The following is a 26,951-nucleotide window of genomic DNA, read 5'->3' as shown; positions in this document are numbered from 1 at the left end:
GCCGGCGGGAGGCTGGTGACGGTGTCCTCGACCAGGATCGAGACGTGGTACTGGCCGCGGGCGTTCCGCGACACCGTCACCYGCGASGGCGYYGCRCCSTCGGGCAGYGGACGCGACCAGACGATGTCCMASGGCCGGTCCTGCTTGGCCAGTGTGATGTTCCCGTTCCGGTAGGTGAAGCAGTTCCGGAAGTAGGTCGCCGAATCGAGGCTCCTGCCCTTCTTCTYGAAGGACGGATATCCGGCCCGYTTYTCYCAGAAGTTCACGAACGCCGTCTGCAGATGGCGCAGCRYGGCCTGCAGCGGCCCTTTCGACGGTTCGGCCAGCCACGCCGTCTCCGTGTCCCGYTTCCACRCGGTGAGCATYCTGTCGGTCTCCGCGTGCGTGACCCTGCGCCGCTCCYSGGTCCAGGCGCGGGACCGTTCGGYCAGCGCCCGGTTGTAGACGTAGCGGACACAGCCGAAGGTACGGGCCAGCTGCGCGACCTACTCGGGATTCGGGTAGAAGCGATAACGATATGCCCGCTTCACCACCCGAGAACCAATACCTGGCAGAATAGCCCACTTCCCTGTCGCTCTGTCGTTGATGCGCTAACCCTGCCCTGAAGGACAGGGCTTGCGTGCTACGTGTCCCGGTCAGCTGCGGGCGGCGGCGGCGGCCGGCGCGAGCGCGTCGAGATCGAGGTTCAGCTCGAGGACGTCGACGCTGCGCTCGCCGATGAAGCCCAGGGCCCGGCCGGTGGTGTTCTCGTTGACGAGGTCACGGACCTTGCCGGCGGGCAGGCCACGTTCGCGGGCGACCCGCGGGATCTGCAGGTCGGCGTAGGCGGGGCTGATGCCGGGGTCGAGGCCGCTGCCGCTTGCGGTCACCGCGTCGGCGGGCACGGCCGGGGTCTCGGGAGCGTTGCCGCGGACGAGGACCCGCTTACCCGCGGCGATGTCGTCGCCGGGGGCGCGGCAGGCGACCGCGACTCCCTGGTAGGTGGCGAGGAACGGGGTGGCGGGGCAGGCCTCGTTGGCGCTCACCACCCGGATGATCGGGCCGGCGGGACCGGGGCCGGCGTGGTAGACGGCGAGGACGGCCCCGACGCCGGAGGCGGTGCAGTACTTCCGGCCGCCGTCGACCCCCTCCCGCTCGCCGATCGCCAGGCTGCGTTCACAGACCTGGGTGAGCAGGCTCTGCCGGCTCTCGTCCTCGGAGGTGGCCAGGTCGTCGGGGGTGTCGACGACATCCTCGGGCCCGAGGTTGGACGCCGACGTGGCGGTCGGGTCGTAGCCGTCGCCCGCGGCGGAGGGCCGGCTCTGGAAGTACGCGGGCAGCGCGTTGCCGTCGCTGTCGGTGAACGACTGGCCGATCAGGGAGGAGCCGACCCGCTGGCCGGCGGCGTTGGTGACGAAGGACCCGTCCGCCCTGTCTTTCAGGCCGGGGAGCTGGGCCAGCGCCAGGATCGCCAGCGGGTAGGCCAGCCCGAGCAGGACGGTGAGGACGAGCAGGGCGCGCAGCGCCGCGAGGTGCTGGCGCAGCCAGGACGGAAGCCGAGTCGACATGGTTCAGCCCACTCCCGGGATGAACTGGACGAGAAGATCGATGACCTTGATGCCGGCGAACGGGACGACGATCCCGCCGAGGCCGTAGACGTAGAGGTTGCGGCTGAGCAGCTTCGACGCGCTGGCGGGGGTGTAGCGCACACCGCGCAGCGCGAGCGGGATCAGCGCGACGATGACGAGGGCGTTGAAGATGACCGCGGAGAGGATCGCCGACTCGGGGCTGGCCAGCCGCATGACGTTGAGCCTGTCCAGGCCGGTGTAGACGCCGGCGAACATCGCCGGGATGATCGCGAAGTACTTGGCGACGTCGTTGGCGATGGAGAAGGTCGTCAGCGCCCCGCGGGTGATGAGCAGCTGCGTGCCGATCTCGACGATCTCGATGAGCTTCGTCGGGTTGCTGTCGAGGTCGACCATGTTGCCGGCCTCCTTCGCGGCCGACGTGCCGGTGTTCATGGCCACCCCGACGTCGGCCTGCGCGAGCGCGGGCGCGTCGTTGGTGCCGTCGCCGGTCATCGCGACGAGCTTGCCGCCGGCCTGCTCCCTGCGGATCAGCGCGAGTTTGTCCTCCGGGGTGGCCTCGGCGAGGAAGTCGTCGACACCCGCCTCGTCGGCGATCGCCTTCGCGGTGAGCGGGTTGTCCCCGGTGATCATCACGGTGCGGATACCCATCCGGCGCATGGCGTCGAAGCGCTCCCGCATGCCGGATTTCACGACGTCCTTGAGCTGGATGACACCGAGCACCCGCGCGGCCGGGCCGGACGGGCCGTCGACGACCTCACCGACGACGAGCGGGGTGCCGCCCGAGGCGGAGATACCGTCGACGATCTCTCCGACCTGGGCGGGGACCTGCCCGCCGTTCTCCCGCACCCACCGGGTGACCGCGCTGGCGGCACCCTTGCGGACCTGCCGGGCGCCCGCCGTGGCGGCGGGCACTGCGCCGTCCGTGGGCTCGGGCGCCAGGTCGACGCCGGACATCCTGGTCTGGGCGGTGAAGTGCACGAACGTCGCGTGCGCCAGCTCGCCCGGGGTGCGTTCGCGCAGGCCGTGGTGCTCCTTGGCGAACACGACGACCGAGCGGCCCTCGGGGGTCTCGTCGGCGAGCGAGGACAGCTGCGCGGCGTCCGCCAGCTCCGCCTCACTCACGCCGCCGACGGCGAGGAACGCGCTGGCCTGCCGGTTCCCCAGGGTGATGGTGCCGGTCTTGTCGAGCAGCAGGGTGTTGACGTCGCCGGCGGCCTCCACCGCCCGGCCGCTCATCGCGAGCACGTTGCGCTGGACGAGCCGGTCCATCCCGGCGATGCCGATCGCGGAGAGCAACGCCCCGATCGTGGTCGGGATCAGGCAGACCAGCAGGGACGCGAGCACGATCCCGGTGATCCCGTCACCGGTCAGTGTCGAGGTGTCCGGCAGCGCGGGCTGCTGCGCCTTCGAGTAGATCGCCAGCGGCTGGAGCGTCGCGACGGCCAGCAGGAAGATGACGGTGAGTGCGGCCAGCAGGATGTTGAGCGCGATCTCGTTCGGCGTCCTGCGCCGGTTCGCGCCCTCGACCAGGGCGATCATCCGGTCGATGAAGCTCTCCCCGGGCTTCTGGGTGATCCGGACGACGATCCGGTCGGAGAGCACCCTCGTCCCGCCGGTGACCGAGGACCGGTCACCACCGGACTCCCGGATCACCGGCGCCGACTCGCCCGTGATCGCCGACTCGTCGACGCTGGCGATGCCCTCGACGATGTCACCATCCCCGGGGATGAGCTCCCCCGCCTCGACCACGACCAGGTCGTGCTGGGCGAGGCGCGGCGCCGGCACGCTCTCGACCGCGGCGCTCTCGACGGGCTGGCCCGCGCGCCAGCCGACGAGCCGGCGGGCGACGGTCTCGGTCCTGGCCCGGCGCAGGGCGGCGGCCTGCGCCTTGCCGCGCCCCTCCGCGACGGCCTCGGCGAGGTTGGCGAAGATCACGGTGAGCCACAGCCACACGGTGATCAGCCAGCCGAACGCCGACGGGTCGGTGATCGCGAGGACGGTGGTGTACGCCGCGCCGACCTCGACGATCAGCATGACCGGGTTGTGCCACAGGGTGCGCGGGTCGAGCTTGCGCACCGCGCTGGGCAGGGACGTCCAGAGCTGCTTCGGGTCGAGCAGACCGCCCCCGACCCGCCGCGGTCGGGCCGGCGGCGTTTCCCGCCGGCCGGCGGCGCTGGCGCTGTCCTGGTGCGCGGCGATGGTGGTGGTACTCATCGGTCAGTGAATCCCTTCCGCGAAGGGCCCGAGAGCCAGCGCGGGAAAGAAGGTGAGCGCCACGATGATCAACGTGACGCCGGTGAGCATCCCGACGAACTGGGGCCGGTGCGTCGGCAGCGTTCCGGCGGTGACGGGTACCGGCGTCTGCCGGGCCAGCGAGCCCGCCAGGCCGAGCACGAAAATCATCGGGAGGAACCGGCCGAACATCATCGCCAGCCCGAGCGCGGTGTTGTACCAGGTGGTGTTCACCGTGATTCCGGCGAAGGCCGACCCGTTGTTGTTCCCCGCGGAGGTGAACGAGTAGAGAACCTCGGACAGGCCGTGCGCGCCGGAGTTGAGCATGCCCGCCCGCTGGCCGGGCAGCGCCATCGCGGCCCCGGTGCCGAGCAGCACGATGATCGGCGTGGTCAGGAAGTACAGCGACGCGAACTTCATCTCCCGTGCGCCAATCTTCTTCCCGACGTACTCCGGGGTCCGCCCGATCATCAGCCCGGCGACGAAAACCGTCACGACGGCCAGGACCAGCATTCCGTACAGGCCCGATCCGACACCGCCCGGCGCCACCTCGCCCAGCATCATGTTGAACAGCAGGGTCGCGCCACCGAGACTCGTGTAGGAATCGTGGAACGAGTTCACCGCGCCGGACGATGTCAGGGTCGTGGCGGTGGCGAACAGCGCCGAGTTCGCGACGCCGAACCGGGCGTCCGTCCCCTCGGTGGCCGCGCCGACGGCCTCGGGGACGGTTCCGTGGTGTGYGACCTGGAAGGCCATGTTCACCGTGAGGCTGCCCAGCGCGATCAGCGCCATCACCGCGACGATCGCCAGGCCCTGACGCTTGTCCCCGACCAGCCGGCCGAAGGTGCGCGGCAGCGAGAAGGCGATCATCAGCAGGAGGTAGATCTCGAACAGGTTCGTCCACGCCACCGGGTTCTCGAACGGATGCGCGGAGTTGACGTTGTAGAAGCCCCCGCCGTTGGTACCGAGCTCCTTGATGACCTCCTGGCTGGCCACCGGCCCCCCGGTGATCGCCTGCCGGCCGCCGGCCACGGTCGTCACCACGTGGTTGCCGTGCAGGTTCTGGACCGCCCCACCGGCGATCAGCACGATCGCGCCGAGGACGCAGATCGGCAGCAGGATCCGCACGATCGTCCGCGTCAGATCGACCCAGAAGTTGCCGATCTCGTCGCCGGTTCCCACGACACCATCCATGCTGCCCGGACCCGCCGCGACCGGCGCGCGCCGGCGGGCGAAGCCCCGCACGACGGCGATCGCCACCGAGATGCCGACCGCGGCCGAGGCGAAGTTCTGCACCGCCAGGCCGGCCATCTGGGTGAAGTGCGACATCGTCGACTCACCCGAGTACGCCTGCCAGTTCGTATTCGTCGTGAAACTCACGGCCGTGTTCCAGGCCAGCGCCGGCGACACCCCGGAAAAGCCCAGGTCCCACGGAAGATGGTCCTGGACCCGCTGCAACAGGTACAGGAACAGCACGGACACGGCGGAGAACGCAAGAACGCTGCGGGCGTACACCGTCCACCGCTGGCCCGCGTTCGGATTCACACCGGTCAGCCGGTATATTGCCCGCTCCACCGGCAGATGCTTCTCGCTGGTGTACACCCGGAACATGTAGTCGCCGAACGGCCGATACGTCGTGGCGAGGGCGCCGACCAGCAGCAGCGCCACCAGTATTCCGGCCACCGTCATGGACACTAGAAGCGCTCCGGGAACAGCAGGGCCGCGACCATGAGAACTCCCAGGACGATCGCCAGCACCAAACCGGCGACGTTCTCCGCGGTCACAGCCGCTCAACCCCCCGCAGAACAAGCGCCAACAGCGCGAAACAGGCGACTGTCAGCGCGACGTACACGACGTCGAGCACGGTTCCTCCTCAGAGCATCGACGGCCCCGCCGTCCCTCCTGTCACTGGCGTCCAGAACTCGTGGCGCGGGGCGAGCGACGTCAGTAAAGCGTGACCAATGGTCAGATTGACGATCTCTCACAGGTTTCTAACGGCGACGCGGCGCTTTCTAACAGGACAGTAACGGCGATCATGAGAAACGCCGGGCGGGGCCGCGCCGGAGCCTTTCGCCGACCCCCGCGCCGGCCGCACCATGGGTGGGTGCCACGAGGAACCCTGCGGATCTACCTGGGCGCCGCGCCGGGCGTCGGCAAGACCTATGCCGCGCTCGACGAGGCCCACCGCCGCTCCGAACGGGGCACCGACGTCGTCATCGGCTTCGTCGAGACGCACGGCCGCCCGCGCACGGCCGCGATGCTCCACGACCTGGAGATCGTCCCCCGCCGGACGCTGACCTACCGGGGCGGCTCGTTCACCGAGATGGACCTCGACGCCGTCCTCGCCCGACGCCCCAAGGTCGCCTTCGTCGACGAGCTGGCACACACCAACGTCCCGGGCAGCCGCCATGCCAAGCGGTGGCACGACGTCCAGGAGCTGCTCGCCGCCGGCATCGACGTCATCTCCACCGTCAACGTCCAGCACCTGGAGTCGCTCAACGACGTCGTCGGGACCATCACCGGCGTCCCGCAGCGCGAGACCGTGCCCGACGACGTCGTCCGCCGCGCCGACCAGGTCGAGCTCGTCGACATGGCCCCGGAGGCGCTGCGCCGCCGGATGGCGCACGGCAACGTCTACGGGCCCGAGAAGGTGGACGCGGCGCTGGCCAACTACTTCCGCGTCGGCAACCTCACCGCGCTGCGCGAGCTCGCCCTGCTCTGGCTGGCCGGCAAGGTCGACGACCAGCTCGACCGCTACCGCGCCGACCACGGCATCGGCGGGACGTGGGAGACCCGCGAGCGCGTCGTGGTCGCCCTCACCGGCGGCCCGGAGGGCGACACGCTGATCCGCCGGGCCTGCCGGATCGCCGCCCGGGGCAAGGGCGCCGACCTGCTCGCGGTGCACGTCGCCCGCTCCGACGGCCTCACCGGCGCCGACCCGTCCGCGCTGGCCCGCCAGCGGGCGCTGGTGGAGAGCCTCGGCGGCAGTTACCACCAGGTGATCGGCGACGACGTCCCCACCGCGCTGCTCGAGTTCGCCCGGGCCGAGAACGCCACCCAACTGGTGCTCGGCGCCAGCCGCCGCGGCCGCCTCGCCCGCATCCTCAGCCCGGGTATCGGCGCGACCACGACGACCAGGTCCGGCTCCATCGACGTCCACATGGTCACCCACCCCGAGGCGTGGGGGCACCGGCCGGCCCCGGCGGGCGGTGCGGACGCGGCGGCGCACCGGCCCGCCCGGACTGGCTGGCCCGGCTGGCGGCTCCCCCGCGGTCGGACGGCCCTGGAACCCCGCCGGCGGATCATCGCCGCGGGGCTCACGCTGGCGCTCGTCCCGGCGCTCACCGCCGGGCTCGCCGCGAGCCGCGGCACGTTCAACCTGACCACGGAGATGCTCGCCTACCTGCTGATCGTGGTCACGGTGGCGCTGGTCGGCGGGTTCGGGCCCGCGCTGCTCTGCGCCGTCGCGAGCTCGCTGCTGCTCAACTACTACTTCACCGCGCCGGTGACCGAATGGACCATCGCCGACGGCGACAACGTGCTGGCGCTGCTCGGGTTCGTGCTCGTCGCCAGCCTGGTCAGCCGGGTGGTGTCCACCTCCGCCCGCCGCTACGAGCAGGCCGTGCGTGCCTCCGCCGAGGCCGCGACCCTCTCCGTGCTGGCCGGCAGTGTCCTGCGCGGCGAGGACGCGCTGCCCGCCCTGCTCGCCCGGGCCCGGGAGACGTTCGGGATGACCTCGGTGACGTTGCTCGAGCGCACCGACGACGACCAGGTCGGCGGGGGATGGAGCCCGGTCGCGACCATCGCCGGCACAGGTTCCGACAGCGCGAGCGGCGCCGGGCCGGGAGCCTCCCAGGCGGGCGACGGCGACGGCAGTGAGATCGTCGACATACCGGTACGGGACGACCTGCGGCTGGTGCTGACCGGGCGGTCGCTGCCCGCCGCCGACCGGCGGATCCTCACCGCCTTCGCCGCCCAGGCCGCCGTCGCCCTCGACCAGCACCGGCTGCGCGAGGCGGCGGCCGAGGCCGCACCGATCGCGGCGGCGGACAAGGTCCGCACCGCGCTGCTCACCGCCGTCAGCCACGACCTGCGGACCCCGCTGGCCGCGGCGAAGGCCGCGGTCAGCTGCCTGCGCGGGTATGACATCACCCTCACCGACGACGAGGAGGCCGAGCTGCTCGCCACCGCCGACGAGTCCCTCGACAAGCTGACCCGCCTGGTCGAGAACCTGCTCGACATGTCCCGCCTGCAGGCCGGTGCCCTGAGCGTCTTCCCCCGCGCCGTCGGACTCGACGACATCGTCCCCCCGGCGCTCGACGAGATCGGCCCGGCCGCGAACCGGATCGGCGTGCGGGTCCCCGACGACCTGCCGGACGTCCGGGCCGACCCGGTGCTGCTCGAGCGGGTCATCGTCAACCTCGTCACCAACGCACTGCGGTACGCCCCCGCCGACACCCCGCCGGTGATCACCGCCAGCGCGCTCGGGGACCGCGTCGAGCTGCGCGTCGTCGACAGCGGGCCCGGCATCCCGGTGCGCCAGCGCGACAACGTCTTCCAGCCGTTCCAGCGCCTCGGCGACCGGGACAACACCACCGGGGTCGGCCTCGGCCTCGCGCTCTCCCGCGGCCTGGCCGAGGCCATGGGCGGCGCCCTCACCCCCGACGAGACACCCGGCGGCGGGCTCACCATGGTGCTGTCGCTGCCGGCCGCACCCAACCCGACCGCCGTGACCAACCCGATCACCGCACCGCTGGACGTCCCCACCGGCCCGGCCGCGGACGACCGGGCCGGGTGAGGCGGGCGCGGCACGCCGTGCAGCACCGCGGCGATGATCGCGCCGATGGCGGGACCGGCGGCCCGGAGCGGAGCCCACAGGTCGCTGGCCACCAGCCGGCCGTCCGAGGTGTGCGGAGCGGGCCGCCCGGGAACTGCAAAGGCGTGTCCCAGCTGACGACACGGCCGAACGCGGCGCGCCGCTCGCTGCCCGATCTGCTGCGCTGGCTCGACGAGCTGCGCCGGCGCGGCCAGGTCCACCGCGACGACCGGCAGCGGTGCTGGCACGTGCTCGGCCATCCCGAGGCGGGCGCCGTCCTCGCGGACCACCGCTCGTTCTCCTCGGACCTGCGCGGCCTGCTGCCGCGGCAGGAGGACATGCCGGAGTACGACCTGCGGGAGGGCAGCTTTCAGGAGGACGTGGAGCTGTTCCAGCGAGGCAACTTCGTCCGGCTCGACCCGCCCGAGCATCACCGGCTGCGCGGCCTGGCCAGCCGGGCGTTCACCCCGAGAACGGTCGCCGGGCTGGCCCCGCGCATCGCCGAGGTGACCACCGAGCTGCTCGACGCGACCGGCGGGCGGACCCGCCTCGAACTGATCGACGATCTCGCCTACCCGCTGCCGGTCATCGTGATCGCCGAACTGCTCGGCCTCCCCGCCGCCGACCGCCCGATGTTCCGGCGCTGGGCCGACGCCCTGTTCGACCGGGAGGTCGCGGACCCGGACCAGCCGCTGACCGAGCTCGCCGCGGCGAGCACCCGAGCCGCCGTGCCCGTGCTGCGCGAGATGAACGCCTACCTGCTGGACCGTATCCGGGCCTGCCGCGCCCACCCGGGCGACGATCTCACCGGCCGCCTGGTCCAGGTCGAGGTCGACGGCCAGCGGCTGGCCGACGAGGAGATCGTCGGTTTCGTGGGCCTGCTGCTGCTGGCCGGGCACATCACGACCACGGCGACTCTCGGCAACGCCGTCCTGGCCCTGGACGAGCATCCCGGCGCGGCGGCCGAGCTGCGTGCCGAGCCGGAGCTGCTGCCGGCGACGATCGAGGAGGTCCTGCGGCTGCGGACCCCGTTCCCGCGGCTGGTGCGGCGGGCCGTCGCCGACACCCGGGTGGGTGATGAGGTCATCCCGGCCGGCGCGGTGGTGACGGTCTGGCTCACGGCGGCGAACCGCGACGAGCGGGTCTTCGCCGAGCCCGACCGGTTCGACCCGCGCCGCGCGCCGAACCCGCACATCGCCTTCGGGCAGGGCATCCACTTCTGTCTCGGCGCCCCGCTGGCGAGACTGGAGGCGAGGACGGTGCTGGGCATCCTGCTCGGCCGGTACCCCGACATCGCGGTCGCCGCCGACGTCCCCGTCAAGCACCGCGACCCGTGGGCGATGGTCAGCGTCAACAGCCTGCCCCTGGACGTCCGCCCCCGCTGATCGCGGGCCGCCGCGGCGCTCTCCTCGGCACCGACTCGCCCCAGGTGAACGCCCGATCCGGCATTCCGCCGGACCTGCGACTTCAGCGCTGGGCCGAGCCTTCCACGGATACACACTTGCCGCCGCCGACCGGCGTGTGTTAGACATCTGCCCAAGACGTTTGAGCGACTGCCAAATACGCCGTGTGCCGTCCGCTCCCGCCCTTTGGAAGGGACGCAGGTTGACCGACTGGACGACGACCGACTTCTTCAATGACGAGTCACTCGCCGAGAATCCGTACCCCTATTTCGACGAGCTGCGTTCGGTGTGCCCGGTGCTGCCTTTACCGCATCTCGGAGTGGTGGCTGTCACCGGTTACGACGAGGCGCACGAAGTTTACCGCGACGTCGACACGTTCTCGTCGTGCAACTCGGTCGTGGGCCCGTTCGCGACATTCCCGGTCCCGTTGGAGGGCGACGAGGTCGGGGCCATCATCGACCGCCACCGCGACCAGCTGCCGATGAACGAGCACATGGTCACGATGGACCCCCCCATGCACACCCGCGAGCGGGCACTGGTCATGCGCATGCTCACCCCGAAACGTCTCCAGGAGAACGAGGCGTTCATCTGGCGTCTGRCCGACCAGCAGCTCGACGAGTTCATCGCGGACGGCCGGTGCGAGTTCATCCGGGCGTACGCACAGCCCTTCTCCATGCTGGCGGTGGCCGACGTCCTGGGCGTTCCGGAATCCGACCACCAGCGGTTCCGCGAGGGATTCGGGCTGACCGTCAGCCCCGGCCAGATCGGCGCCGGCGAACAGACCGACGGCGAGCTGAACGCGCTCGGCTGGCTCGACGCCTGGTTCGCCCGCTACATCGAGAGCAGGCGGCACGAGCCGCGCAACGACGTGCTGACCCAGATGGCGGCGGCAACCTACCCGGACGGGACGACGCCCGAGGTGATCTCCGTGGTGCGGGCGGCCACCTTCCTGTTCGCCGCCGGGCAGGAGACGACGGCGCGCCTGCTCGGCGCCGCGCTGAAGTTCATCGCGGAGAACCCGGGCCTCCAGGAGGAGATCCGGGAGCACCGCGAGCGCATCCCGGACCTCATCGAGGAGACGCTGCGGGTCGAAAGCCCGGTGAAAGCCGACTTCCGCCTGGCCAGGCGAACGACGACCATCGGTGACGTCGAGGTGCCGGCGGGCACCCCGGTCATGCTCCTCAACGGCGCGGCCAATCGGGATCCGCGCCAGTTCGAATGCCCGGCGGAGTTCCGCATCTCCCGCCGCAACGTCCGCCAGCACATCGCCTTCGGACGCGGAATCCACTCCTGCCCCGGCGGCCCCCTCGCCCGCGTCGAGGGTCGCATCAGCCTGGAGCGGATCCTCGACCGGACCAGGGACATCCGGATCTCCGAGGAGCACCACGGCCCGCCGGACGCACGGCGCTTCGACTACGAACCGACCTGGATCCTGCGCGGCCTGACCAACCTGCACCTGGAGTTCACCCCCGTCGAGTCGGCCCGATGACCCGCGTCGCCGTCGTCACCGGCGGGGCGTCCGGTTCGGTCTCGGTGTGGCCCGACTGTTCCTCGCCGACGGCCACCGCGTCGCCGTCCTGGACCGCGACGGCCGGGCGGCCCGGGCGGCGGCCACCGAGCTCGCCGCCATCGGAAAAGTGTTGGCCGTCGAGGCCGACGTCGCCGACCGCGAATCCGTCGATGCCGCCTTCGAGCAGGTCCGCGCCCAGCTCGGGCCCGTGGAGATCCTGGTCACGAGCGCCGGCATCGAGTCCTTCAATCCGCTGCTCAGCATCACCGCGGACGTCTGGAACCGCATCATCGCCGTCAATCTCACCGGGACGTTCAGCTGCGTGCAGGCCGCCGTACCCGACATGATCGCCGCGGGCTGGGGCCGTATCGTCACGATCTCCTCGTCGAGCGCCCAGTCCGGCGCGCCGAACCTGGCGCACTACACCGCGTCCAAGGGTGGCGTCATCGCCCTCACGAAATCCCTGGCTGTCGAGCTCGCCGGCCACGGCATCACCGCCAACACCATCCCGCCGACCCTCGTCGACACTCCGATGGCCCGGCAGGGGGAAGCCAACGGCGACATCCCCGGCATCGACGTGGTCGCGACCATGGTGCCGCTCGGCCGTGCCGGCACCCCCCAGGACATCGCGGCGGCCTGTTCGTTCCTGTGCTCCGAGGGGGCCGACTACATCACCGGTCAGGTCATCGGCGTGAACGGTGGAGTGTATATTTGATCCAAAATGTCCACAGGCCGGGTTCGCGACCAGCGGCCCCGGGTGGGATATGACAGGGAGATGGTCAGCCAACGCCAAGCTGGTTCAGCTACGTCGAGCACCCGCGACCAGCTGCTCGACGCGGCGGAGCAACTGATGCTGGAGGAGGGCTACGCCGCGGTCACCTCACGTCGCGTCGGCGCCCGGGCCGGGCTCACACCCCAGCTGGTGCACTATTACTTCCGCACAATGGACGATCTTTTTCTGGAGGTCTTCCGCCGCCGCGCGGACGTCGGCCTGGAGCTCTTCCGAGCGGCGCTCCAGAGCCGGCCCACGCTGCGGCAGCTGTGGGACCTACGCGACACGGGCATGACGACGCCCAGGTTCAATCTCGAGTTCATGGCGCTGGCCAACCACCGCAAGGCGATCCGGGTAGTCCTCACCGAGTACTACCGGAGCTACCGCGAGGTGCAGCTCGCGGCATTCACGGCCGCCCTGGCGGACCTCGGCGTCCCGCCGGAACGTTGCCCGCCGCTGGTGGCCCGACTGGTCATGATCGGCATCACCCAGATCATGGCGATCGACGCGGAGCTGGGCGTCGAGTCTGACGGCGAAGTTGTCGACGATTTCATCAGACGACAGATCGAAGACCTGGTCGAGCAGGGGCCGGAGCGGACCGACAGCGACACATAGCTCGTCCGCCGCGGGGGCCAGATGCCGGGCCTGGTCTGAGTCAAGTCCGTTGATTCAGAAAGGAACTGGCACTATGCGGTGTAGAACAATTTCGGGCACGACCGTTTTCGGTTGTGATCAGCGTCCCGCAGGTAATGATCATCCTGGCGGTAGGCCTGGGTTCCAGGTCTCCAGGCGGCCGTGCTCGGTGCGGTTAGAGATCTTAGGCACGTGAGCCGGCCGTCTGCCGTCCGCCGACGGCACCGTCGCGCCGCCGCGGCGACAGCGGCGGCGGTCCTGCTGCTGGCGGGTGCCGGATGCGATTCCGGTCGCGCCCCGGACGCCGCCTCCGTGCCCTGTGCGACGCCGGGAGTCACCGACAGTCAGGTGCGAATCGGTCTGATCTATCCCGACACCGGCCCGCTGAGCTCGGTGTTCATGGCCGCCCGCAGTGGATTCGAGGCTCGCCTCGCTCTGGCGAACGCTGCCGGCGGCGTGCACGGCCGCATGATCAAGATCGTCTGGGTCGACGACGGAGGTAACCCTGCGACGAACGAGGTCGTCGCACGCAGGCTCGTGGAGCGTGACGGCGTCTTCGCCGTCGCCGAGCTCACGACGGCCGCCTCGGGCTCGGCCCGCTACCTGGCGGGTGCGGATGTCCCGGTCGTCGGCCTCGCCGCCGAGGCGGTGTGGAACGACTTCGACAACATGTTCGCACCCGACTACCTCTTTTCCTCCGGCGGCTTCGTGACCACCCTGGGCGAGTTCGCCCGAGCCCAGGGGGGAACCTGGGTGGCCGTGGTGGAACAGTCCCTGTCGGCGTCCTCGGAGGCGCTCAGCGACCAGGTGATCTCGAGCATGACCACTCGGGGCGTCACGCCGGTGGCGCGCCTCTCCTACACCGTGGGCCAGAGCTCCCCCGAGCAGGTGGTCGCCAGGATCGCGGAGAGCCAGGCCGACGTTCTCGTCGTCCAGACACCGATCGACGGCCTGCGCGAGATCCTGCGCGCGTCCCGAGCGGCCCACGTCGCCTACAAGGTGGTTCTGTCCGCGGTTGCGTACGACAAGAGCCTTCTCGCCGACGCGGGAGTGGAACTGGCCGGCGCGACGGCGTTCTTCGACCACATATCCTGGGATTCGGACTCTCCCGACCTGGCGCGTTTCCGCGAGACGATGTTGCGATACGCATCGCAGACCTCGGATCCGGACCAGGTCACGGTCCTCAACTCCTACGTGGCGGCAGACATGCTGCTGCGCGGCCTGGCCGTCGCGGGCCCATGCCCGACCAGGGCCGGGTTCCACTCGAGGCTCCGGTCTGTCACAGATTACGATGCGGCCGGACTCATGCCCGGTGGCCTCGACCTCAGCACCAACCGGGGAAGTCCGTCCACCTGCCTGACCTTCGCCGAGGTGAACGCGACGGGAACGGGCTACGAGGTCATTCCCGGTCCCGACGGCAGGCAGCAGTGGTGCGGCACCAGGCACAGGCTCTGACCGCCGGACACCCGGGGCGCGGCTACCTCTCGACAGCCAGCCGATCGAGGAGACCACCCAGGGACTCGGCGGTCACTCCGCCGACGACACGGGTGGCGATCCGTCCCCTGGCGTCGAGCACGAACGTCGTGGGCAGGCCGGGCACCCCCGGCCAGCGCGCGGCCAGCGTGCCGTCGCGGTCGATGATGTTGGGGTAGGCGACCTCGTTGTGGCGCACGAAGCCCTGTGCCACGGTAGCCGACTCCTTCTCGTTCACGCCGACGAAGGCGACCTGCGGATACCTCCCCGCAAGCATGACCAGGGCCGGTGTCTCGGCCTGGCACGGCGGGCACCAGGACGCCCAGAAGTTGACCACGACGATCCGGCCACGCAGCGATGACAGCTCCAGGTTCTCGCCGGTGAGCGTCTGGCCGGTCATCACGGGCGACGGCTTGCGCTCACCTGGTGGAGTGAGGTCCTGATCGTCGGCCGACCGCACCGCCCAGCGGCCGTCCGCCGAGTCGTCCGCTGCGTCGTCCGCCGCGTCGGCACCGATCGAGCACCCGCTCGCTCCCAGGCCGACCACCAGCGCAACCGCCGGCGGCACCAGCCGCCATGCCCATCGACGCATCGTCAGTTCGTCCCCGAGGATGTGCGCCACGTCTCCGCCCCAGACCTCATCTACTACGAGTCGTAGAAGTTCCACTTCGCACCTTAGACACCAGGTATGGACGCCGCGGCCGCCTTCCGGAATTCAGGCCATAGGACCTTGGATCGGGTACCTCGGCGAGAACCGAGGTCGGACAGGCGCACCCCGGCCGAGGACGCACACCGATGAGTTCGTGCTGTCCGGACAGTCCTCGGAGATGAGACGCCGAGGGCAGCGGCACCGCAGGCGCAGGATTGGGGCGTGAGCACCCTTCCTGACCAGCCCGCGGCTCCCCGGCCCACAGCCCTCCCGCAGCCGCCGCATCCTCGGCTGCGCCCACATCCCCGGGTCCGCAACGAGCGGGCCCTGGCCGCTCGCGCACGGACGTCCCAGGACAGGGTCTCGGACGCGATCACGGCATTCGCCGGGTCAATGCCCTTCGTCTACCTGCACGCCGCGTGGTTCACGATCTGGATCCTCCTGAACAAGGGGGCGTTCGGGGACGCGGCCGTCTTCGACCCCTACCCGTTCGGCCTGCTCACGATGATCGTCAGCCTCGAAGCGATCTTCCTGTCAACGTTCGTGATGATCAGCCAGAACCGGCAGGCCGCCCGCGAGGACATCCGGGCTGATCTCGACTTCGAGACCAACCTCCGCTCCGAGGTGTGGTCGGTGCACATCGGCAAGGCGCTCGGACTGGACGCGGAGGCCATCGAGCGGCACGCCGCGGAGGTCATCGCCGAAAGCAAGGCCATGATCAGCCGCGGGGAGACGTCCTCGCGTCAGGTAACACCCCCGGCCCAGAGTCGGTAGGACCCCACCCACGCCATATCGCCGCGCGTAGGCCGACGCGGACCAGCTGGGCACCTCAGGCCGGCCACCATGCCAGTGGGCTCGGCCCCGACCCGTCCAGGTCGGCGCAACGCCAGAACCCGCCCTCCGTCGCCCCGATCCAGAGCTGCCCCGCGCGCACGCACACCGCGGGGTGCAGATTCCGCCGCGTGGTCGGTGCAGCTCTCGTCTTACATGGCCGACCCGATGCGGGTCAGCTCACCGAAGGCCGTCCGGAAAAGATTCGCGAACGCCGAGGCGGCTTCGCGCCCGAAGAGGTGCCGGTGATACCCGAAAGTAACGTGGATGTTGTTACCGTAACCGGCCACGCAGATAAGCAGCCCCTGGGGCATGCCGACGGTACCGGTGAAATAGACCGAGGATATCTTCGGCTCGTCGGAGGCCAGGCTGGAAAGCGAGCCGATGTTACTGACGGCGGCAGCGGGCGTGATGAGCGGGCGCGCCGCCCGCACCCCCCACCGCAGCAACGGGACTCGCCATGGGCCGGGAATCAACTCGGTCGCGACCATACCGACCTTGCCCGCCACACCCGCGATGGGAGGGGCGGCCGCCGCCTGCTTCGCGCGTTCCGTCTGGTCCACGACGCGGGCGGCCAGCCTCGCCAGATCCGCCCGGTCCGCCGGTTCGGTGACCACCAACGCCTGACCGGTGTTGTTGCCACCCACCTCGGCCGCGTTTCCCAGACTGATCGGCATCCTGATGCGCAGCGTTCCGGATTCCCCGCCGCGTTGACGATTCCACCGGTCGATGGTGAGGTGGGTCGCGGCCATCAGAAGATCATTCACGGTGATTCGCCGCCCGGAGCCGAGCAGCACTCGGCCGGGCACCGGCAGGGTCAACGGCTGATAGCCGTAACCGGTGTCCCGCCCGGTCCCCATGGGCGTGATGTGCCGGCCGGAGCGTCGGGTGAAGGCGGTCCAGCCGGCCACGGCCGCCTTCGCGCCCGGTGGCACCCCGGCGGGCAGCCCGACATGGGTGTCGACAGGCCCCGCGGTGACCGTGGCCGCTTCCACCAGCCGGTACTCGGCAATGATGTCGGACAAAATCGCGGTAAGACCCATGCCGTCGACCGCGAGGTGGTGCGCGACGAGGGAAAGCTGGTCGCCGTCCGGTCCACGGACCAACGCGATCCGCAGCGGTGGATGGGCATGCAGGTCGAAGCGGCCCGACACCATCATCTCGTGGACGTCCCAGCCGCTACTTCCGTCTTCGACCAGCCCGACGGAGCCTGCCGGCGGTTCGGTGCCGAACCGCCACGCGTACTGGCGCGCGCCGTAGAGGGCCGCCCGCATCATGGGATGCCGGCGACTCGCCTCACGCACGGCGCACCGAAGCCGCGCCGCATCCAGCTTGCCTTCGAACTGCACGAGAAAACCGCAGGTCAGCGGCGCATCTGGCCGATCGGAGGCGGCCAGGATCTGTTCGCTCGACGTGAGGAACCGGTCGGGAACAGGCCCCGGCGAACCGCCCTGACTCTGGACATCGACCTGCACTGACACCCGCCTTCTCGAAGTAGCCAGCACACGTTATATGCGTTGGGGGTTCAGGTTCTCCGATCATCCGACAGTGGACTTGTGACGTGGCTTTCCTCCCGGCACCTGCCGACGACCGATCACCGTCGGCGTTTCGCGCCAGCAGCGCCCACGATCAAGCAGTGTGAAAAGTTAGACTATTTCACGGCGGTTCCAGCCTTGATGATCAGCACTATTCCAAAGATGCAGATGGGGTCATGTCCACGGATGCGGTCGACGCGCCGGTGAGGCGAACGGACGCCGGGATTACCGTCCTAGCCACGATAACGTCTGATGATTGATCGACCCCGGCCGCGAGCGACGAAGCGCCGGTGCGATCGGGGATCGTCTGCGCGGATGATCTCGAAGAGGCCCGCCGCAGCATTTCAGCCGCGCGAATCCCTCCTCGCGGCAGAATCCGGCATGGCAGCTATACGAAAGATGGTGCGCCTGCGTGACCAGGTCAGTACTCGACGTGGGCGACCGGGGCATCGGGAGCGTGGATGACGGGGCCGTAGTGCTCGGCGAACAGCAGTTCCGCCTGCCCGTCGAGGGAGAGCAGCATGCCCGCGTCGTCGTACAGCGCGGTTCCCGGGCCGCCGTCCGCGAGGCGACTGGAGCTCATGGCCGCCTCGCGGGTGGCGAGCGCCCGCAACGCGGCTCCGACGGCCGGTGCGATCGCGCGGACGAGCTTGACCTCCGCGGGCGTGAACGGCGCCCGGCTGCGATCGCGCATCAGGTCGACGACACCCCAGGTCGTTCCGCCGAGGCGGAAGGCGGCCCGCAGCTCGTCGCCGTAGCCCTGCGGGGCGATGAACTCGCGCCACCGGGTGCTGCGCGCGGGCTGGTCGTCGGTGACCGCGTACAACGTGGCCGCGCCCGCCTCCGACCGGGCGACGTCCCGGAACAGCGGCAGGTCCTCCACCCGGCGCTCACGTTCCCAGTAGGACTCGCAGTGGCCGGACCCGACGTTCTCGATACGGCTCCGGCGTATACGGCCCGGACGTCGAGTGTCACCTTGGCCGGCGTGGGGGAACAACCCCTCGGTTGCAGGGGTCGGGACGGTCAGTCGGCGGACACCGTCACCGCCAGCACCGAGCAGCCTGCGCCGAAGCATGACCGTTCCAGCAGCACGCGCCACATCGCCATGAACCCGGCCACGACCTCGACCGCCAGATCAACACCGAATAGCAGGTCAGCCGCTACTTAACGCACCAGCCATGCCGTTCACCTGGCACTATTGATATTCTTCGCACCCGACCTCTTCCTCTGTGCAATGCTCTTGTGGTCGCGCGGAGGGATGCGCTCCCGAATTCGACTCCCCGCACGACAGGGCACTCGTTCGGTGCAGCCGGGGGAACGGAGTAGTTCTACTGTGGGCACAGTCATGACCAATGGCACCTGGACGCGCGTCAGCGTGGACGATCTGCCGGGCCTGACGTTCAGCCAGGAGAGTGACAGCAAGAGCGAGGTCCGCTGGGGCGAACCCCTCGACGGCGGCAGCAAGAGCGGCTATGACTTCGAGGGTTACACCACCGATGCGCTCCTCGATGGCACGGACTTCCTGCTGGGCAGGCTCACCCACCACAACCAGACAATCCAGCTACCGACCCACTGGCAGTTCTGGGTGTACCTCACGGTCAACGTGTACTTCGAGGACGAGGAGATGGAGCACGACTTCACCCTGCGTTTCCGCCACGAGGAGACACCGAACCAGGGCGCGCACCCGAACGACGTGGTCCAGCTCCCGAAGGTCCACGAGAACGACCTGGTGTACGTCGACGACGTCGAGTACCGGGTGACGATCACCGGTTTCCTGCTGGGCCAGGGGTCACGGAGAAGGCGAGTCTCCACCTTCGACGTCCCCGAGGGCGGTTCCATCAGCGCCGGGATCTTCGCGCGCTTCGAACGGACAAGCCCGCCCGGCTCCTGAGCCGCGACACGGACCCCCGGTCGGACCCGACAACGGGCACACCCACCGGATCTGGCCTTGAGGGACACCGGTGGCTATAACCCGCCGGCCGGGCCAAAGGGCCTGCGGGGGGCGCGTCTCGGAGAGGCGCGCAGTCAGGGGGAAAATCCATGGTATCTCTTCGAATGCTGCCCAGAAATCTGGTCCCGGCGGATGTCCTGAGCGAGGGCGCGCTCTGAGTAGTCATCGTCGGAGCACGCCGTCAGTTCGGTCGACGTTCCGCGCGGCCGAATCCGTCTCTCGCAAGGTCACGTGAGAGTGAATGGGTGAAAATGGTGACGTGACCACCCCGTGCCAGGCTGTCGCCCTACCGGCCGAGCTGGCCCACGCGCTCGACGCCACCGCCGAAGCCCGGGAGCAGTGGGCCCTGCAATCGGACGAGACGCGCCAGCTGTACGCGAGTTGGGTCGGGACGGCCGCTACTCACCGCAGCCGTCGGAGAAGAGCGGAACGGACGGCGAACTACGCGGAAACGGGTGTTTTGCATCGATCGGTGCAGCGACAGCGGGACCGCAGCATCGCCAGAGAGATGATCAGTGCTCTCTGGTTCTCGCTCGTTGGCAGCACCCTCGCCGGTGTCGTAATACTGCTGGTGGACGGCCGCGTCCACTGGTATTCCGTGAGCATGCCGGCCCTCACGATCCTCGGTACAGCCGTCCAGAGGACGTGGCGCAATCGTCGCGCACCGGTCGCGCCCACCATGGGCAGCCTGACGAGGCCCTGATTGCCTCGCTGGCAGAGAAGCGGATCCGGGCGGGCGCGGATGGCATGTTCTGAGCGGTATTCCGGTTCACGCGAGGGCGCTGAGCCGGTGTGGCTTTGGCGGGTGGAGGATAGGCTTTCACTGGTTGGGCTGATCATCAGCCTCGTGATACCTGATTGGCGGGGCGTGGCGGTTTCGTGACAGTTCAACGGCGGGCGGGGGCGGCGCGGGAGCGAGTGCTGGCCGTTGCGTTGGAACTGTTCGCCCGGAACGGAGTCAGCGGTACGTCGATTCAGATGATCGCCGATGAGCTGGGTGTGACCAAGGCGGCCGTCTACTTCCAGTTCAACGCCAAGGAGGAGTTGCTCCGGGCGGTGGTCGCTCCGGCTCTCGAGGAGATGCGGAGGGTGACCGAGGCAGCCGAGGCCCGCCGCCGGCCGGCTGATCAGTTGTCCACCGCGCTGACGGGCATGGTGGATATGATCATCAATAACAGCCGGCTGAACGCGGTCGTGTGGGCTGATCCCGCCGTGAGCCGCCTGACCCGGGAGGACCCGATTCTGCGGGATCTCGTGGCCAGGCTGGACCGGATCCTGGCCGGCCCGGACCCGGATGTCGAGGCGCTCGTGACCACTGTGATGGTCAGCGGAGGTCTGATGGCACATCTGAGGGCACATCGGCGTCCGCGGTTCGCATGGCCGCGCCGAGCGTGGGCAGCCTTTGCCGGCGCGAAAAACACCACCTTTCCCCTGGCGGGATCATCTCGCCCATGGCGGACAGCGGCCGGACTCGTGCGGCCGCTGTCCGAATTCCATCACCCGAGCGCGAGGCCGCACCCGGACCTCCTATGCCGGGTGGACACTCACCGGGATGCCGCAGTAGCGGACCATGCCGGTGACGATGTCGACCTGGCTCCTGTCCGTCAGCCGGTTGACGTTCGCCGACTGGTGGCCATGGGGTATCGAGACCGCTCCACGGCGGATGGTGCCGTCGACCTTCGCGATCCCGGTGATCTCGCCGCTGGTCGAGTGGACGGTCACCGGCTGGCTGTCGACCACGCCGGCCGCTGTCGCGTCGTCGGGATGCAGGATGATCTCGGGCTGTTCTCCGAGGTAGTCGAACTGGGAGTTCAGATGGCGCTTCTGGCGTCGTGGTGTGAGGACGAGCGGGGCGGGCGGCTGGAGCGCGGCCAGCTGGTCGACGAGCAGCCGGGGGGCGAGGCGCCATCCCCCCATCCGCTCGACGTGCCCGTCCACCCACGGCGCGGGAATCTCGCGGGGTACCTCGACCCAGCCTTCGGAGACGACCTCACCGAACGGGCGCCGGGCGTGGGCGGTGATCTCGGCGAGCAGGGTGTCGTCGGTGACCTGCCCGGATCTGCTGTCGGCGAGCTGGTAACCGAGGCGCTGTCCGAGTTCCGCGAGCACCCACCACGGAACGCCGGTCCCCGACCGGTTCGACGACGGCAGGGGTGTGCTGGACGGCGACGCGCTGTATCAGGAAGTCCCACAGGCTCACGTCGGCCCGCTCCAGCTGGTCCTTGGTCGGCAGGACGTGGGTGGACAGGGCCGTCGTCTCGTTGCCGATGATCTCGATGGTGGCGAACAGCTCCAGGTCCCGCAGCGCGGGAACCAGCGTCTCGGTGTCGGGGAAGGCCGCGACGAGATGGCCGCCGAGATTGAGGACCGCCCGGATGTTGCCCGCGCGGATCTCGTCGGCCAGAACTGCACAGGGCCACTCGCCGAGAAAGGACTGTGTCTCCGGGCGGCTGCGCGGGCCCGGCCCGAACGAGCCTTCGGGCGGCGAGATCGGCAGCTTGAAGGCCTCCAGCTGGTTGAGGACGAACGAGGCGTTGTCGTAGTCGGGCCGGCCGCTGAGAGCCGGTGAACCGCCCACCAGATCCGCGGTCAGCACCTTGGCCGTTCCGTCGATGGTCATGGGACTGAACTTCGCCGGCGTGCCGATCGCGGCATGCAGGGCCTGCGCCATCCGGTAACCGGCGGCGTCCATGCCGATGCCGCTCCCGAAAAAGACACCGACCGACTCGGGCCCGTACCGCTCGATGATGTTTCGCAGCCGGGCGCCGAGATCGTCCAGGCACTCCTCCCACGTCGTCGGCCGCAGCTCCCCGTCGACCTTCATCAGCGGACGCTCGATGCGATCCGGATGATGGTGCATCTGGGGGAGTGACCGGCCCTTCGGACAGGTGTATCCCCGCGACAGTGGGTGGTCACGGTCGCCCCGTACCCGAAAACTACCTTGTCGCCAGCCGTCTCGACGAGGATGCCGCACACGGACGTGCAGATCCGGCAGAAGCTGCGGACCGTCCTCGTGTCGGTAACCGATATCTCCGTCATCGTCACCCTCCTGGTCCTGGCACCGGTTCACCAGCTCAGCCACCGATCGCCGACATCGGTCGGTCAGCGAGACACGCAGATCGGTCGAGATCCGCCCGAGCCTGTCGAGTAGACGCGCGCCTCCTAAGGCAGGCGTCACCGGAACCTCCGGAGGACGCTCCGGCCTTCAGACCTGGGAGGCATCCGGGTTCCCCCGGAGCGGGGCCGTCCGAACATCGATTGATCCTCGTGGGCCGGGCGGCTCACGGCCTGGCGCGGCCGTCACCACCAGGAAGAGCCGACAGTTTTGATCACCAGGTCGGCGCGCCGGGATCGGACGCCGACGTGACACTTCCAGCCTGAGCGCGGCTTAGCCTAGACGTGCGTCAAGGCTTTGCATAGACGAACATCAAGGCCCACGGTCTTCGATCAAGCAGTCGACGGGCCGGTGTTGACCTCCCGTGAGGGGTTGGCGCTCAGGGTGAGACGGCCATATCCCTTGGCGGCTTCGTCGCCGGCGGTGCGGTCACGCCCCTGTACGGGTGGCGGCCGGCGCCCGTCACGATGCCCACGGAGGTCACGGTTCGACCACCACCCGCAGCGCTCCGGCCTTGCGGTCGGCGGCGACCCGGAACGCCTCGACAGCGTCCTCAAGCGGGAACCGATGGGTGATCAGCGCGCGGGCGATCTCGGGACTGTCGGCGAGCATGGCCGCCGCGTCCTCCATCTCGCGCCCGTTCGCGTGCCGGCAGTAGCTCATCGAGGGGATGAGCCGGGCCTCACGGTGGAACAGCGGGGACCAGTTGACCTCCACCGTGCCCATGTGGAAGCCGACGACGACCACCGTCCCGCCCGGCGCCACGAGGTCGACGGCGCGGGCGAGGCTGGCCGACGTTCCCGCGGCCTCCACGACCACGTCGTACAGGCCCGTGGTCCCGACCTTGGCCCCGAGGCGCTCGCCGGCTTCGACCTGGTGCGGATGGCGTGCCTCGAGGTCCACCTCGGGAGCACCCTGGCGGCGCGCGCCGGCGGCGGCGAGCAGGCCGAGCGCACCTGCTCCCACGACAGCCAGCCGGGTGTCCGGACCGGTGCCGGCCAGCCGGAGGGCGTGCCAGGAGACCGACGCGGGCTCGACGAGCGAGGCGTCGCGGATGTCGAGACCGGGCGGCAGCGCGACGAGCCGCTGCGAGGGGACGTGGAACTGCTCGGCCATCCCGCCGTCCGCGCTGGAGCCCAGTGCCCGATGGATGTGGGTGGGGCACAGGTTGTACCGGCCGTCCAGACACAGGTCGCATTCCATGCACCCGTAGAGCGCCTCCACGACGGCCCCGGTTCCGTCCGCGCGGACGCCGGCCAGCTCATGTCCGATGACCCGTTCCAGCCCGAACCGCATGTACATCAGGTCCGAGCTGCAGATGCTCGCTGCCGCGATCCGGATGACCTCGTCCCCGACTCCCGGTGGCTCGTCGAGGTCGACGACGGTGATCTCGCCCGCTTTGGGGCGTGCGGCCTTCACAGACGTCGGCGGGCGGCGGGCAGGAGGGCCGGGTGYTGGGTGAAGTGGTCGATCCCGGGCATGTCGGTGCCGGGCGGCACGATCTTGTCGATGGCGTCGAGCGCGTCCGCGTCGAGGTCGACGTCGGCGGCGTTCAGCGCGTCCTCAAGGTGCTTCATGGTGCGCGGCCCGATGATCGTCGAGGTGATGGCGGGATGGCTGGAGACGAACGCCATGGCCAGCTCGGTCAGGGTGATGCCCGCCTGGTCGGCGACGCCGCGCAGGGCGTCCACGGCGTCGAACCGGGCGGGCGAGGAGCGGTCTTCGGCCGAGCTGACCGTTCCCTGCATGAACGGGCTGGTCGGGTCGTAGCGTGAGCCGGCCGGCGGCTCCTGGCCGCGCTGGTACTTGCCGGTCAGCCAGCCGCCGGCGAGCGGGCTCCAGGGGATGACCGCCATCCGGTGCCGCTGGCACGCGGGCAGGACGTCCTGTTCGATCGACCGGGCGAAGATCGAGTACTGCGGCTGTTCGCAGACGAACCGTTCGCCGCCGCGGCGGGCCGCCGCCCACTGGGCCTCGACGATCCAGTCCGCCGGGAACGACGACGAGCCCAGGTAGAGGACCTTGCCCTGGTGGACGAGGTCGGTGAGGGCGCCGAGGGTCTCCTCCAGGTCGGTGTTCCAGTCGAGCTTGTGCATCTGGTACAGGTCGATGCGGTCGGTGCCCAGCCGGCGCAGGCTGCCCTCGACGGCCTGCGTGATCCATCGGCGGGAGGATCCCCGCTGGAGGCGGTCGCCCATGGGGAAGAAGCACTTGGTCGCCAGCACCACGTCGTCCCGGCGGGATTTCACCGCCCGGCCGATGATCTCCTCGCTCTCGCCGTGCGAGTACACGTCGGCCGTGTCGATGAAGTTGATTCCGCCGTCCAGCGCGCGGTTGATGATCCGGACGTTGTCGTCGGGATCGGTGCTTCCCAGCCGGCCGAAGTTCATCGTGCCCAGGCACTGGGTGCTTACCTCGACACCGGTTGTTCCGAATCTGCGATATCTCACAGGACTCCCTCAGCGGGCTGGCCACGTGCCGGCCGCGCCTTCATGGCATCGGATGATCGGTAGGTCGGATGATCGGTGGGGATGAATCTGTACGGGCCTATACGACGATCGGGAGCTTCTCGTAGCCGCGGACGGTGCTGGTGTGCAGCCGTGCCGCGTTGTCCCGGTCGACCTCCCAGGTCGGGAAGCGGCGCAGGGTCTCCTCCAGCGCGATACGCCCCTCCATCCGGGCGAGCGCCGCACCCAGGCAGAAGTGCGCGCCGCGGCCGAACGCGACATGACTGTCGACCCGCCGCCTGATGTCGTAGCGGTCGGGGTCGGCGTACCTGCGTTCGTCACGCCCGGCGGACGCGGTCAGCAGGATGATCTTCGACCGGGCCGGGATGGTGGTGCCGTGCAGTTCGACGTCCCGGGTGGTGACGCGGCCCTGGACGGGGGACGGCGACTCGTAGCGCAGCGTCTCCTCGACCGCGTTCCCCAGCAGCGACGGGTCGGCGGCCAGCTCCGCGCGCTGGTCGGGGTGCGTCTCGAGCACGTCGCACGCCCAGCCGAGCAGCCGGGCCACGGTCTCGGTACCGGCGGCCACGAGCAGCGCGGTGAAGTCGGCCGCCTCGGAGGTGGTGAGGCGACGGGTCCCCTCGTCGGTGGCGATCTCCGCCTGCACGAGCGCCGTCATCATGTCGTCCCTGGGCTCGGCCCGCCGCGACTCCAGCTGTTCGGACAGATAGGCGTGGAACTTGGCGGACGCCGCCATCGAGATGTCGTTGACCATCCCCTTCTCCGGATCAAGGTGGAAGGTCTGGTCGATCGTGTGGCGGATCTCCTCGCGGTCGGCCGGGTCCACCCCGATCAGCTGGGAGATCACCATCGACGGGAGCAGTGCGGCGAAGTCCTGGATGTAGTCGAACCCGCCACCGCCGACCTGCCGGTCCAGCAGCTCCGCGCAGATCTCGCGGATGTGGCCTTCGAGCCCACCGACCCGACGCGGCGTGAACGCCCTGGAGACCAGCACCCGCATCGTCGTGTGGATCGGCGGGTCCATGAAGATTATCTGCCCGGTCTTCAGCGGCTCGGGCGCCATGAGTTCGAGAACCGTGCCGTACGCCGAGCTGTACGTGGCGCTGTCCAGATGGGCCGCGTCGACGTCCGCGAACCGGGACAGGGCGTAGAAGTCCATTTTCTCGTTGCGGTACACGGGTGCCTCGTCCCGCATCCGGTGCCAGATCGGATGCGGGTCGACGTGGAACTCCCGGTCGAACGGGTCCCAGTACAGATCTTCTGTCACGGGTGACGGGCCTTTCTTCGTAGGACCCGGATTCGGCGGGAAGCACCGCTCGGGCGGGTGGCGCGGCTTCTCGTCGTCTCGCCGGCCGCGTGGCGGTGGATCAGGTGGTCTGTCGCTGCGCGTAGAGGCGGGCCCATTCCTTGCGGGACCGGATGGTGGTGTCGACGTCGGTCGCGATCGCGCGACGGGCGCCGACGGTCGCGCGCTCCTTGGGGATCTCGGAGAACGGGTCCCAGTTGAAGAACCGGCAGGCGTTCCGCCAGGTGATCTTGTCGATCTCCTCGTCGGTCGCACCGGCGTTGTTCAGCTCGTTGAGCACGAACTCCGGCGCGTCCGGCCAGATCGAGTCGGCGTGCGGGTAGTCGCACTCCCAGGCGATGATGTCGATCCCGATCTCACGGCGCAGCTTCAGCGACGTCGGGTCGGTGACGTAGCAGGCGAGTGAGTGGTCGCGGAACACCTCGCTGGGCAGCTTGCCGCCGAAGTCGCGGCGCAGCCAGCGCTGGTTGGTGTAGTGCCGGTCGCAGCGGTCCAGGTAGAACGGGATCCAGCCGATGCCGCCCTCGGAGAAGGCGAACTTCAGGTCCGGGTAGGTCCGCATCGCCGGGCCCCACAGCAGGTCCTGCACAGCCAGCGAGGAGATCTGGCACGCCAGGATGATCAGGTTGTCGATCGGCGCGTCCGGGGCGAGCTTGAGCGCGCCGAACCCGGTGCCGATGTGCAGGCAC

22 protein-coding genes and 3 pseudogenes are annotated in these 26,951 nt (G+C 69.7%); 10 read left to right on the top strand and 15 right to left on the bottom strand.

The window, feature by feature from the left end:
* From BBK14_RS04370 to BBK14_RS04350, 5 genes are all read right to left on the bottom strand, one after another.
* Positions 1-476: RNA-guided endonuclease InsQ/TnpB family protein (locus tag BBK14_RS04370; RefSeq protein WP_241831122.1), on the bottom strand; the 476-nt coding region annotated here is incomplete at its 3' end.
* 159 nt (positions 477-635) lie between these two features.
* On the bottom strand, positions 636-1,547 hold the full coding sequence (locus BBK14_RS04365; RefSeq protein ID WP_071059918.1) for a potassium-transporting ATPase subunit C: 912 nt from the start codon (positions 1,545-1,547) through the stop codon (positions 636-638).
* Positions 1,548-1,550: 3 nt separating this feature from the next.
* Positions 1,551-3,782: a potassium-transporting ATPase subunit KdpB gene (gene kdpB, locus BBK14_RS04360; RefSeq protein ID WP_071059917.1), complete on the bottom strand. Its 2,232-nt coding sequence runs from the start codon at positions 3,780-3,782 to the stop codon at positions 1,551-1,553.
* 3 nt (positions 3,783-3,785) lie between these two features.
* The gene (gene kdpA / locus BBK14_RS04355; protein WP_071059916.1) at positions 3,786-5,495 is read right to left on the bottom strand and encodes a potassium-transporting ATPase subunit KdpA; all 1,710 of its coding nucleotides are present in this window, start codon (positions 5,493-5,495) and stop codon (positions 3,786-3,788) included.
* Positions 5,495-5,584, bottom strand: a complete 90-nt coding sequence (locus BBK14_RS04350; protein WP_041253647.1) for a K+-transporting ATPase — start codon at positions 5,582-5,584, stop codon at positions 5,495-5,497. Before BBK14_RS04350 ends, kdpA begins: the two co-directional genes overlap by 1 nt.
* Before the next feature lie 320 nt (positions 5,585-5,904).
* Here BBK14_RS04350 and BBK14_RS04345 point away from each other — a divergent pair, with 320 nt between their 5' ends.
* From BBK14_RS04345 to BBK14_RS04320, 6 genes and pseudogenes are all read left to right on the top strand, one after another.
* Positions 5,905-8,598 carry a sensor histidine kinase gene (locus tag BBK14_RS04345; protein ID WP_071059915.1) on the top strand — a complete coding sequence of 898 codons (2,694 nt, stop codon included), beginning with the start codon at positions 5,905-5,907 and terminating at the stop codon, positions 8,596-8,598.
* 143 nt (positions 8,599-8,741) lie between these two features.
* On the top strand, positions 8,742-10,001 hold the full coding sequence (locus BBK14_RS04340; protein WP_083390713.1) for a cytochrome P450: 1,260 nt from the start codon (positions 8,742-8,744) through the stop codon (positions 9,999-10,001).
* 220 nt (positions 10,002-10,221) lie between these two features.
* Complete coding sequence (locus BBK14_RS04335) at positions 10,222-11,508, top strand: cytochrome P450 (RefSeq protein WP_071059914.1); 1,287 nt, start codon at positions 10,222-10,224, stop codon at positions 11,506-11,508.
* Positions 11,505-12,244: pseudogene (locus BBK14_RS04330) on the top strand (SDR family NAD(P)-dependent oxidoreductase). The gene BBK14_RS04335 and the pseudogene BBK14_RS04330 overlap by 4 nt, the downstream one beginning before the upstream one ends.
* Before the next feature lie 60 nt (positions 12,245-12,304).
* Complete coding sequence (locus BBK14_RS04325) at positions 12,305-12,916, top strand: TetR/AcrR family transcriptional regulator (protein ID WP_071059920.1); 612 nt, start codon at positions 12,305-12,307, stop codon at positions 12,914-12,916.
* Between the two features lie 366 nt (positions 12,917-13,282).
* Entirely contained in the window at positions 13,283-14,389 is a 1,107-nt protein-coding gene (locus BBK14_RS04320) for an ABC transporter substrate-binding protein (protein WP_241831120.1), read from the top strand.
* 22 nt (positions 14,390-14,411) lie between these two features.
* Here the strand turns inward: BBK14_RS04320 and BBK14_RS04315 are convergent, their stop codons facing one another.
* Positions 14,412-15,074 carry a TlpA family protein disulfide reductase gene (locus tag BBK14_RS04315; protein WP_241831119.1) on the bottom strand — a complete coding sequence of 221 codons (663 nt, stop codon included), beginning with the start codon at positions 15,072-15,074 and terminating at the stop codon, positions 14,412-14,414.
* A gap of 204 nt (positions 15,075-15,278) precedes the next feature.
* Between BBK14_RS04315 and BBK14_RS04310 the strand changes: the two genes are divergently transcribed.
* Complete coding sequence (locus tag BBK14_RS04310) at positions 15,279-15,830, top strand: DUF1003 domain-containing protein (protein ID WP_071059912.1); 552 nt, start codon at positions 15,279-15,281, stop codon at positions 15,828-15,830.
* Between the two features lie 209 nt (positions 15,831-16,039).
* On the opposite strand, the gene BBK14_RS04305 is transcribed toward BBK14_RS04310, so the two are convergent.
* The gene (locus tag BBK14_RS04305; protein ID WP_241831118.1) at positions 16,040-17,362 is read right to left on the bottom strand and encodes a condensation domain-containing protein; all 1,323 of its coding nucleotides are present in this window, start codon (positions 17,360-17,362) and stop codon (positions 16,040-16,042) included.
* A 481-nt stretch (positions 17,363-17,843) separates the two neighbouring features.
* On the bottom strand, positions 17,844-18,305 hold the full coding sequence (locus tag BBK14_RS04300) for a GAF domain-containing protein (RefSeq protein WP_071059910.1): 462 nt from the start codon (positions 18,303-18,305) through the stop codon (positions 17,844-17,846).
* A gap of 462 nt (positions 18,306-18,767) precedes the next feature.
* Here BBK14_RS04300 and BBK14_RS04295 point away from each other — a divergent pair, with 462 nt between their 5' ends.
* The 3 genes and pseudogenes from BBK14_RS04295 to BBK14_RS41175 form a co-directional block, all read left to right on the top strand.
* Complete coding sequence (locus BBK14_RS04295) at positions 18,768-19,313, top strand: choice-of-anchor K domain-containing protein (protein ID WP_071059909.1); 546 nt, start codon at positions 18,768-18,770, stop codon at positions 19,311-19,313.
* 301 nt (positions 19,314-19,614) lie between these two features.
* Entirely contained in the window at positions 19,615-20,076 is a 462-nt protein-coding gene (locus BBK14_RS04290) for a YdeI/OmpD-associated family protein (protein WP_083390712.1), read from the top strand.
* Between the two features lie 176 nt (positions 20,077-20,252).
* Positions 20,253-20,420 (top strand): annotated as a pseudogene (locus BBK14_RS41175) (TetR family transcriptional regulator); the annotation flags it as partial.
* Between the two features lie 480 nt (positions 20,421-20,900).
* Here the strand turns inward: BBK14_RS41175 and BBK14_RS42695 are convergent.
* The 7 genes and pseudogenes from BBK14_RS42695 to BBK14_RS04260 form a co-directional block, all read right to left on the bottom strand.
* Positions 20,901-21,482: a molybdopterin dinucleotide binding domain-containing protein gene (locus BBK14_RS42695; RefSeq protein WP_241831117.1), complete on the bottom strand. Its 582-nt coding sequence runs from the start codon at positions 21,480-21,482 to the stop codon at positions 20,901-20,903.
* Positions 21,364-22,197, bottom strand: coding sequence for a molybdopterin-binding domain-containing protein (locus BBK14_RS42690; protein WP_241831121.1), 834 nt, complete (start codon positions 22,195-22,197; stop codon positions 21,364-21,366). Before BBK14_RS42690 ends, BBK14_RS42695 begins: the two co-directional genes overlap by 119 nt.
* A 69-nt stretch (positions 22,198-22,266) precedes the next feature.
* Positions 22,267-22,347: pseudogene (locus BBK14_RS42685) on the bottom strand (hypothetical protein); the annotation flags it as partial.
* 621 nt (positions 22,348-22,968) lie between these two features.
* Positions 22,969-23,907, bottom strand: a complete 939-nt coding sequence (locus BBK14_RS04275) for a zinc-dependent alcohol dehydrogenase (protein ID WP_071059906.1) — start codon at positions 23,905-23,907, stop codon at positions 22,969-22,971.
* Positions 23,904-24,938 (bottom strand): aldo/keto reductase, encoded by a 1,035-nt coding sequence (locus tag BBK14_RS04270; RefSeq protein WP_071059905.1) that lies wholly within the window; start codon positions 24,936-24,938, stop codon positions 23,904-23,906. Before BBK14_RS04270 ends, BBK14_RS04275 begins: the two co-directional genes overlap by 4 nt.
* A gap of 97 nt (positions 24,939-25,035) precedes the next feature.
* Complete coding sequence (locus tag BBK14_RS04265) at positions 25,036-26,223, bottom strand: cytochrome P450 (protein WP_071059904.1); 1,188 nt, start codon at positions 26,221-26,223, stop codon at positions 25,036-25,038.
* Positions 26,224-26,323: 100 nt separating this feature from the next.
* Positions 26,324-26,951 (bottom strand): amidohydrolase family protein (locus tag BBK14_RS04260; protein WP_157904209.1); only part of this gene is annotated, 628 nt, incomplete at its 5' end.

The organism is Parafrankia soli, from assembly GCF_001854695.1.
Lineage (GTDB): Bacteria > Actinomycetota > Actinomycetes > Frankiales > Frankiaceae > Parafrankia > Parafrankia soli.
The sequence above is the reverse complement of the archived record's forward strand: the minus strand, read 5'-3'. Positions and strand labels throughout refer to the sequence as shown.